The organism is Piscirickettsia salmonis LF-89 = ATCC VR-1361, assembly GCF_000297215.2.
Lineage (GTDB): Bacteria > Pseudomonadota > Gammaproteobacteria > Piscirickettsiales > Piscirickettsiaceae > Piscirickettsia > Piscirickettsia salmonis.
Genome location: NZ_AMFF02000069.1, coordinates 70,293 through 78,008, shown reverse-complemented (window position 1 = coordinate 78,008; position 7,716 = coordinate 70,293). Strand labels below are relative to the sequence as shown.

The following is a 7,716-nucleotide window of genomic DNA, read 5'->3' as shown; positions in this document are numbered from 1 at the left end:
GTGCTCGAATTCTTAAGTCATAACTGTAAGGAGAAGGCATCGTTTTTCCTTATTGTATTTTTTAACCTACTGATATTATGTCAGAAACTGTTAATCCAGCGCTATAGCTGGCTTGATGCAGAAAATTAATGTGATTTTTATTTGATCCAAGTGTGAATTGATTTATGTTAGAATCAGTGTTTATGTTTTTAGTGACTGAAAGGTAATAAGAGAGATGCGCATTATTTTACTGGGGGCTCCAGGGGTGGGTAAAGGAACCCAAGCACAACGATTAGCTACACGCTATGGAATTCCACAAATTTCTACCGGGGATATGCTGCGAGGTGCAATACGCGAAGGCACGCCTCTCGGCCTGGAAGCTAAAAAGATTATGGATGAGGGTGGTTTAGTTTCGGATGAAGTCATTATTGGTTTAGTCAAAGAACGTATTTTAGCAAAAGATTGTGAAAAGGGTTTTTTACTCGACGGGGTACCAAGGACCCTTGCTCAAGCGGAGGCCTTAAAAGCTGCTGCTGTGCGAATTGATGCTGTGATCGAAATTGATGTGGCTGACGAAGAAATTATTAAACGCTTAAGTGGGCGACGGGTTCATTTGCCTTCAGGGCGTACGTATCATATTGAGTATCAGCCGCCTAAACGTGAGGGGGTCGATGATATGACTGGTGAAGCTTTGGTTCAGCGCGATGATGATACAGAGGAAACTGTTCGTAATCGGCTCAATATTTATTATAAGCATACCTCGCCGTTGATCGATTATTATCAGCAATGGCTAAAAGAAGGCGGTGCATTTGCGCCTCATTATGTTAAAGTGAAAGGCATTGGTGATGTTGCTGAGATTGAACAGCGTATTTGTGATGGGATAAATCATCAATCATAACAATATTATGGAGATAGGAGCGGTGTGCTGATGGAAACCTTGCTGTGTTTAACCAATGAGAATTTTGATCAAACCGTTGAAGATAATGAGTTAACAGTGGTTGAGTTCCATGCTGATTGGTGTGAGCCTTGTCGCTCTTTTGATAAGGTGTTTGTCGAGGTGGCAAAAGAGCATGCGGATGTTGTTTTTGCTAAGATTGATACAGAGAAAGAGGTTGAACTTGCACGTGAATTTCATGTGCGATCTATTCCACGGTTGATGATTTTTAAGAAAAATGTTGTGGTCGCCGATCAGACGGGTGAGTTGCCCTTTGATGTTGTCAATGACTTAATCAAGCAGGCAAAATCTTTAGATATGAGTGATATTCACCAGCATATGGCGAAGCAATTTTTAAGTTAATTGATTAATTTTAGGAACAGGCGACTTCCTGTCCTTGTTTATTGATTCTATCTTGATGATCTTTTTCTAGTTTATGACGTAACAGCCAGACAAAAAACAAGCACGGCAGCGAAACAATAAAGCTCCAGAAGAAAAATTGCGCCCAGCCAAAGTGATCAACCATGCTGGCGGCAATAGGGCCGAGCCAGGTGCGGCCAAATAATGAGAGTGAGGTAAATAAGGCATATTGGGTTGCGGTATAGTTTAAATTGCATTGTGACATTAATAAAGCGACAAAGGCAGCAGTTCCCATGCCACTAAAAAAGTGCTCAGAAAAGGCTGTGATCACGAAAACACTATAATTTTTGCCAACAATAGCTAGCCACATATAACCTAAGTTAGCGATGGCTTGAACAAGTCCAAATAGCATTAATGAGCGAAATAAAGAGAGCCTTAGCATCAATAAACCACCGATAATGCCGCCGGCAATTGAGCCGATAATGCCAATATTTTTATTAATAACGCCAATCGCATCCAGTGAAAAGCCAACCCCTTTAATTAAAAAGGTGGTATTGAGTGCCAGTGCCAATGCATCACCGATTTTATAGGTTAAAATCAGTAAAATAACGAGCAGGGCGGTAGGTAGTTTTTGCCTGGAGAAAAAGTCAACAAAAGGCTCATAAATAGCTTTGACAAAAGTCATTGGGGGTTGACCTTCATTGTCGGGGTTAGGTCCAAAAAGAGTGGCAAAAACACCAATCAGCATGCATAAACTCATCACGATATATGTTAGGTGCCAACCCAGGTGTGAGGCAAGAATCAGGGCAATTGATCCTGAGAGAATAAAGCTAATACGCCAACCGGTAACGCCAAGTGAGGCACCTAGGCCGCGTTCGTTTTCATACAAAACTTCAGTTTGATAGGCATTAATAACGATATCTTGACAGGTAGAGAAGAAGGCAACGCATACACCGATGATCATGAGTAAAGGAACTGTCTGTCCTAAAACCAATACGCTATGGGTTGGCTTTAGCGTGCTCATGAATAAAATGGCAATAAGAAGTGCAAACTGAAACAGCAGCAGCCAGCCACGACGGCGGCCGAGTAAGGGTAGGCGATAACGATCAATGATAGGGGCGATAAACGGCTTTAGTGTGTAAGGCAAGCCAATGAGGCTCGCAGCTCCAATGGTTTTAAGGTCTAAGCCTGCGGTAGTAAACCAAGCCTGTAATGTTCCGGCGATAAGCGCAAAAGGCAATCCTGAGGAGAAGCCCAGCAAAAAAACAGTGAGAATACGGCGCTTGGTTAACGCATATAAATAAGTTTGCCATGAGGACTTAGACACCATAGAGCTCCTAAATTATATCACTCTAAATTATAAATAAATATTGAGATAGTTATGCTTTAAATCAAGTTTTTCTGAGGCTTAAGACAAAGTGATTTCCCTGAACTGGCACTGTTTTATATTCATCTGTCTCTAACAATGTTAGATTATCATTTATTTTGTATGTTGGCGATAGAGATTATTGTTTCTTCAGTCCCACTGATGTTCACTTTATGTTAGACTTAACGCTGAATTTTTGGAGCTAATTGAGTGCTAGACTGGATATGCCTATATATTACCCCGACTTTGCTGTGGTTAGAGCAGCATATTTATGCCATGATGTTTTTTGCGGCTTTTATAGAAGGGGAAACTTTTTTATTATTAGCAGGAATAGAAGCTGCACATTCTTTTGGTAAATATGGTTCTTTTCATTTGCCTTTGCTTATTTTTATTTCCGTTATTGGTAGTACGATTCATGATCAATTACTGTTTGCCTTAGGCCGATTTTGGGGAGGGCCACTGCTTGCTCGTTGGCCGAAAATTGAGAAAAAAGCAGTTTATGTACAAAATTTATTAGAAAAATATGATATTTGGTTAATTTTAGCACTGCGTTACGCTTATGGTTTACGAACTGCGATCCCTATTGTACTGGGGACAACAAAAATGTCTTGGCGGCGTTTTTTTATCTTTGATGTGATTGGTGGGGTATTATGGTCATCGACGTTTATACTTGGTGGGTATTATTTTGGTATGGCGTTAAAAGCATTATTAAAGCACCTTGGTCATTACAAAGGTGTGGCTTTGATTGTGTTTGTTATCTTAGTCATTTTGGTTTTTGTTATTATTTGGCGAGGGCGTAGGTCTAAGCGATCTGAAGTCTGAAATCTAAGGTGACTTGTACTACACTCAGGGTAATGGATAATGGTAGTTTTTGCTATATATCGTTAGGAGAGGGTGATGAAAAGGACTTGTTTGAGGGCTTTGTTGGCTGCTGCATCTGTTGTTTTAGTTGGCTGTAGTAGCCTGACTCATCATGATCAGCAGTCAACACAATCTACTTCGTCAGTAGATAAAGGCCATAGTGTGCAATCTTTACAAAAAGGTAGTGCTGCTGCAACCTTAGGTAAGGGTAAGTAACCGATTGTTTTAATCTTGCTGTTATATTGATTAAAGTGGGTTTAGATCTTCTAAATGCTTTGAAATTAGGAATCAAGTAACTTCAGCATTTTAGAAAGTAATTGATTAGAAAGCGCGAAGAAAAGCGGATAAGCTTTCCTCAACGCTTTTTATTTTTAGTTAAGTTGGATGATTAGCTGGACGAGCCCTTAGGTGTGTTTGCACTTGGGCGAATTGATGTTTCAGTTGAAAAATTATGACTGAACATCTGATCATCAAGGCCCCTATCAACATAAATATTCGTTGCATATAAGCCTTTTGTGCCTTGGTTGGTTTCATAGCTGACAGGCTGACCTGTTTTTAATGTTCTGTAACCATCCATATCAATTGATGAAAAGTGAGCAAAGAGGTCGGCTCCTCCCTCTGCGGGGCGAATAAACCCATATCCCTTTGCATTATTAAACCATTTAACGAACCCTGTTGCCATATCAACGTCCCTTGGGTTGATAACTACTAAAACCAAGCATTCACAAGTGTGATGCTCTTCCCTTGATTTGAGCTTTTATAATGATCTATATTTAGCTGTGTCGTCAAGGGCTTAAATTCTGTTTAAATGCTTTGTTAGTATATAATGAGCTGTTGCTGATTAGCGGTGATGATCGTCTGGAGGAAATGAATGAGCAAAAGATTGACTAAACTTTTAGATGTAACGCTCGAAAAAGAGGATATGGAGGGCGATATTGCAACAGAGGTCGCACGGCCAAAATTGCAAGTACCTCCAATGTATAAGGTGGTTCTACTGAATGATGATTATACACCAATGGACTTTGTCGTGGATGTGCTTAAACGATATTTCACTATGGATGAGGACAGGGCAACGGTAATCATGCTAGAGATACATACGAAAGGTCGTGCAACTTGTGGTCTTTATTCTCGTGATGTGGCTGAAACTAAAGTTGCTCAAGTTAATGATTATTCAAAAGAGTCAGGTTATCCTCTGTTATGCATCATGGAAGTTGATCGGCAGTAGGGTTGAGAGTGTAGAACGTGTATTGCATGCTGGGTTTGGTGGGGTAGAAGTATTATGTTAAGTAAAGACCTAGAAATGACGCTTAACTTGGCTTTTAAGGTGGCTCGTGAGAAGCGTCATGAGTTTATGACAGTTGAGCATTTATTGTTATCACTATTAGATAATACAGCTGCGGCAAGTGTTTTACAGGTCTGTGGGGCGGACTTAGAGCGCTTACGTCACTCATTATCACAGTTTCTTGATGAAACAACACCGCTGATTCCAAGTAATGATTATGATTGTGATACTCAGCCGACGTTGGGGTTTCAGCGTGTATTGCAGCGTGCTGTTTTTCATGTTCAATCTGCAGGGAAAACTGAAGTCACGGGTGCTAATGTGCTGGTTGCTATTTTTGGTGAACAAGATAGCCAAGCGGTTTACTTTTTAAGACAGCAAAATATTACCCGTTTAGACGTAGTTAATTATATTTCTCATGGCATCTCTAAAATTCATGATGATGATCCAAGCGTTGATTATGATCAACCATCTCCGCAAGGTGGTGGTGAGCGTGGTGAAGAAGCTGAAGAGGCGATGGTTGGGCCATTAGAGAGTTTTGCTGTGAATCTTAATGAGAAAGCGCGTCAGGGTGCTATTGATCCTTTAATTGGCCGCAATCAAGAATTAGAACGTGTTGTCCAAGTACTCTGTCGCCGGCGCAAAAATAATCCACTCTTAGTGGGTGAAGCTGGAGTAGGAAAAACGGCCATTGCTGAAGGACTGGCATGGCGAATTATTGAAAATGATGTGCCTGATGTGATTAATGAAAGCGTTGTTTACTCGCTCGATCTGGGGGCGCTATTAGCAGGGACAAAATATCGAGGGGACTTTGAAAAACGTTTTAAGTCCGTTTTACGTCAGTTGCAAAAAGTCAAAGATGCGATTTTATTTATCGATGAAATTCATACGATTATCGGTGCAGGTGCTGCATCAGGTGGTGTGATGGATGCGTCTAATTTAATTAAGCCATTATTAAGTAGCGGTGAGCTAAGATGTATGGGGTCAACGACGTATCAAGAATATCGTGGGATTTTTGAAAAAGACCGTGCTTTAGCACGACGTTTTCAAAAAATAGATATTACTGAGCCCACTGAGGATGAGACGTACCGTATTTTAAAAGGTTTGAAAAGCCGTTTTGAAGCGCATCATAATATTCGTTATTCAAACTCAGCCTTGAAAGTTGCTGCTGAGCTGTCTGCGCGTTATATACCGGATCGATTTTTACCTGATAAAGCCATTGATGTGATGGATGAGGCCGGTGCGTATCAACGACTGCGTGAGCAGGATAAGCGCAAAAAAGTAATTACTGTGACAGATATTGAGAAAATCATTGCTAAAATGGCGCGGATTCCTGAAAAGCGTGTTTCAGCGTCTGATCGTAAATCGTTAGAAAATCTTGAGCGAGATTTAAAAATACTGATTTTTGGTCAAGATGAGGCGATAGAAGCTTTAGTCTCAACGATTAAAATGTCACGGGCAGGTTTACGAGATGAAGCGAAACCGATTGGTTCGTTCTTATTTGCAGGTCCTACGGGAGTGGGTAAAACTGAAGTGTCGCGCCAATTGTCCAAGCTATTGGGTGTTGAGCTGATTCGTTTTGATATGTCAGAGTATATGGAAAGCCATAGTGTGGCTCGCCTGATCGGTGCGCCTCCTGGCTATGTCGGCTATGATCAAGGTGGGCTATTAACAGATGCAGTCACTAAACAGCCACACTGTGTATTATTACTGGATGAAATAGAAAAAGCGCATCCAGATATTTTTAATATTTTATTGCAGGTGATGGATCATGGCACGTTGACTGATAATAATGGTCGTCAGGCTGATTTTCGTCATGCCATTGTTATTTTAACGACCAATGCTGGTGCATTTGAAGAATCTCGTGCTTCTTATGGCTTTTTTGAGCAAGATCATGCAGCAGACGGTATTGAGAGTGTAAAAAGAGCATTTTCACCGGAGTTTCGTAATCGTTTAGATTCTATTATTCGCTTTAAGCCATTATCGTTTGATGTGATTAAGCATGTGGTTGATAAACTGATTTGTGAGTTACAAGCGCAGTTAGATGACAAGGGGATTCTGCTTGATATTGATGAAGAAGCACGGGGCTGGTTAGCTGAGCATGGTTATGATCATAAAATGGGAGCGCGGCCGATGAGCCGATTGATTCAGAATGTATTAAAGCGGCCATTAGCTGAGGAGTTATTATTTGGTAAGCTCTCTCATGGCGGTGCGGTGCATATTACTCAAAAAGAGGGTGAGTTATGCTTAGATTTTCAAGAAGAAAAAGTGTAAGCAAGTGGGTTTGCTATTGAGTTAAGAAAAAGCCATCGATTTGATGGCTTTTTTAATTTTTATCTTGGACTGCTTTGACTTTTACGGTCATTACCACGGAAGATAATGCGACCTTTGCTCAAATCATAAGGAGTCATTTCGACTTTAACTTTATCACCCGTTAGAATACGAATGTAGTTCTTACGCATGCGTCCTGAAATGTGGGCAGTGATCACATGACCATTTTCAAGTTCGACACGGAACATCGTATTTGGTAATGTTTCAAGGACAGTGCCTTCCATTTCAATGTTTTCTTCTTTTGCCATTGCTCATCTTCACTATTAAATTTTATGCAAATTCACCCCAATATTTAGGGATTTTTGCCAGAATGGGGCCTATCATACATGATTTTCAATTAAAAGTAACTAGTTAACGTGAGTTCGATATAACTCAGCTGGTCAATAGGTTACGCTGGATATTAAGCGATGGCTTCTTCTCCTGAAGACAGTAGGCTGCTAATCCAGCAAGAATATTGACCATAAAGTTGTTGACACTACGATGCCTAGAGTGCTCGATTTGTGAGATGTTTTTAAGTTGATCAAATACACTTTCAATAATTCCACGTTTTCTGAGTAAAATTTTATCGATGATAGGCATGAGCTTATTTTTCTATATTCTTGTCGA

Annotated in this window: 9 protein-coding genes and 1 pseudogene; 6 read left to right on the top strand and 4 right to left on the bottom strand. The window is 40.5% G+C overall.

What is annotated here, in order from left to right:
• The first annotated feature begins 214 nt into the window (after positions 1-214).
• Together adk and C200_RS07405 are read left to right on the top strand one after the other, a co-directional pair.
• Positions 215-877 carry an adenylate kinase gene (gene adk, locus C200_RS07410; RefSeq protein ID WP_016211265.1) on the top strand — a complete coding sequence of 221 codons (663 nt, stop codon included), beginning with the start codon at positions 215-217 and terminating at the stop codon, positions 875-877.
• A gap of 30 nt (positions 878-907) precedes the next feature.
• Positions 908-1,276, top strand: coding sequence for a thioredoxin family protein (locus C200_RS07405; RefSeq protein WP_016211263.1), 369 nt, complete (start codon positions 908-910; stop codon positions 1,274-1,276).
• A gap of 10 nt (positions 1,277-1,286) precedes the next feature.
• On the opposite strand, the gene C200_RS07400 is transcribed toward C200_RS07405, so the two are convergent.
• Positions 1,287-2,603, bottom strand: a complete 1,317-nt coding sequence (locus tag C200_RS07400; protein WP_032126514.1) for an AmpG family muropeptide MFS transporter — start codon at positions 2,601-2,603, stop codon at positions 1,287-1,289.
• A 246-nt stretch (positions 2,604-2,849) separates the two neighbouring features.
• Here C200_RS07400 and C200_RS07395 point away from each other — a divergent pair, with 246 nt between their 5' ends.
• Both C200_RS07395 and C200_RS07390 read left to right on the top strand, forming a co-directional pair.
• Positions 2,850-3,461: a DedA family protein gene (locus C200_RS07395; RefSeq protein WP_016211258.1), complete on the top strand. Its 612-nt coding sequence runs from the start codon at positions 2,850-2,852 to the stop codon at positions 3,459-3,461.
• 75 nt (positions 3,462-3,536) lie between these two features.
• On the top strand, positions 3,537-3,716 hold the full coding sequence (locus C200_RS07390) for a hypothetical protein (protein ID WP_032126515.1): 180 nt from the start codon (positions 3,537-3,539) through the stop codon (positions 3,714-3,716).
• Positions 3,717-3,888: 172 nt separating this feature from the next.
• On the opposite strand, the gene C200_RS07385 is transcribed toward C200_RS07390, so the two are convergent.
• Positions 3,889-4,182 (bottom strand): cold-shock protein, encoded by a 294-nt coding sequence (locus C200_RS07385; RefSeq protein ID WP_016211261.1) that lies wholly within the window; start codon positions 4,180-4,182, stop codon positions 3,889-3,891.
• A gap of 189 nt (positions 4,183-4,371) precedes the next feature.
• Here C200_RS07385 and clpS point away from each other — a divergent pair, with 189 nt between their 5' ends.
• Together clpS and clpA are read left to right on the top strand one after the other, a co-directional pair.
• Entirely contained in the window at positions 4,372-4,725 is a 354-nt protein-coding gene (gene clpS / locus C200_RS07380) for an ATP-dependent Clp protease adapter ClpS (protein WP_075273504.1), read from the top strand.
• 54 nt (positions 4,726-4,779) lie between these two features.
• Positions 4,780-7,053: an ATP-dependent Clp protease ATP-binding subunit ClpA gene (clpA, locus tag C200_RS07375; RefSeq protein ID WP_016211262.1), complete on the top strand. Its 2,274-nt coding sequence runs from the start codon at positions 4,780-4,782 to the stop codon at positions 7,051-7,053.
• A gap of 59 nt (positions 7,054-7,112) precedes the next feature.
• On the opposite strand, the gene infA is transcribed toward clpA, so the two are convergent.
• Together infA and C200_RS07365 are read right to left on the bottom strand one after the other, a co-directional pair.
• Positions 7,113-7,358, bottom strand: a complete 246-nt coding sequence (gene infA, locus C200_RS07370) for a translation initiation factor IF-1 (RefSeq protein ID WP_016211259.1) — start codon at positions 7,356-7,358, stop codon at positions 7,113-7,115.
• A 124-nt stretch (positions 7,359-7,482) separates the two neighbouring features.
• A pseudogene (locus C200_RS07365) lies at positions 7,483-7,701 on the bottom strand (transposase); the annotation flags it as partial.
• Between the last annotated feature and the right edge of the window lie 15 nt (positions 7,702-7,716).